Origin of the sequence: Saezia sanguinis, from assembly GCF_003991585.1 — a bacterium.
GTDB lineage: Bacteria > Pseudomonadota > Gammaproteobacteria > Burkholderiales > Burkholderiaceae_C > Saezia > Saezia sanguinis.
Genome location: NZ_PQSP01000209.1, coordinates 1 through 238 on the forward strand (window position 1 = coordinate 1; position 238 = coordinate 238).

Consider the following 238-nt stretch of genomic DNA (forward strand, 5'->3'; position numbering starts at 1 on the left):
TGGTGGAAGCGTCGAAGCGCGGCCTGCTGTCTAGCGCTCACGACCTGTCCGACGGTGGCCTGGCGCAGGCGCTTGTGGAAAGCTGCCTCCAGGGGGGTCTTGGCGTGTCGGTGAGTCTGCCCGAGGGTGAACCGTCGGTGATGTTGTTCTCTGAGACCCCGGCCCGAGCGATCGTTTCGCTGTGCGGTAACGGCTACCGTGAGTTCAAGGAGCTGTGCCAGGAGCACGGTGTGCCGAC

1 protein-coding gene is annotated in these 238 nt (G+C 65.1%); it reads left to right on the top strand.

Annotated elements, in window-relative coordinates:
- Nucleotides 1-238: AIR synthase-related protein (locus CUZ56_RS15525; protein WP_239442653.1), on the top strand; the 238-nt coding region annotated here is incomplete at both ends.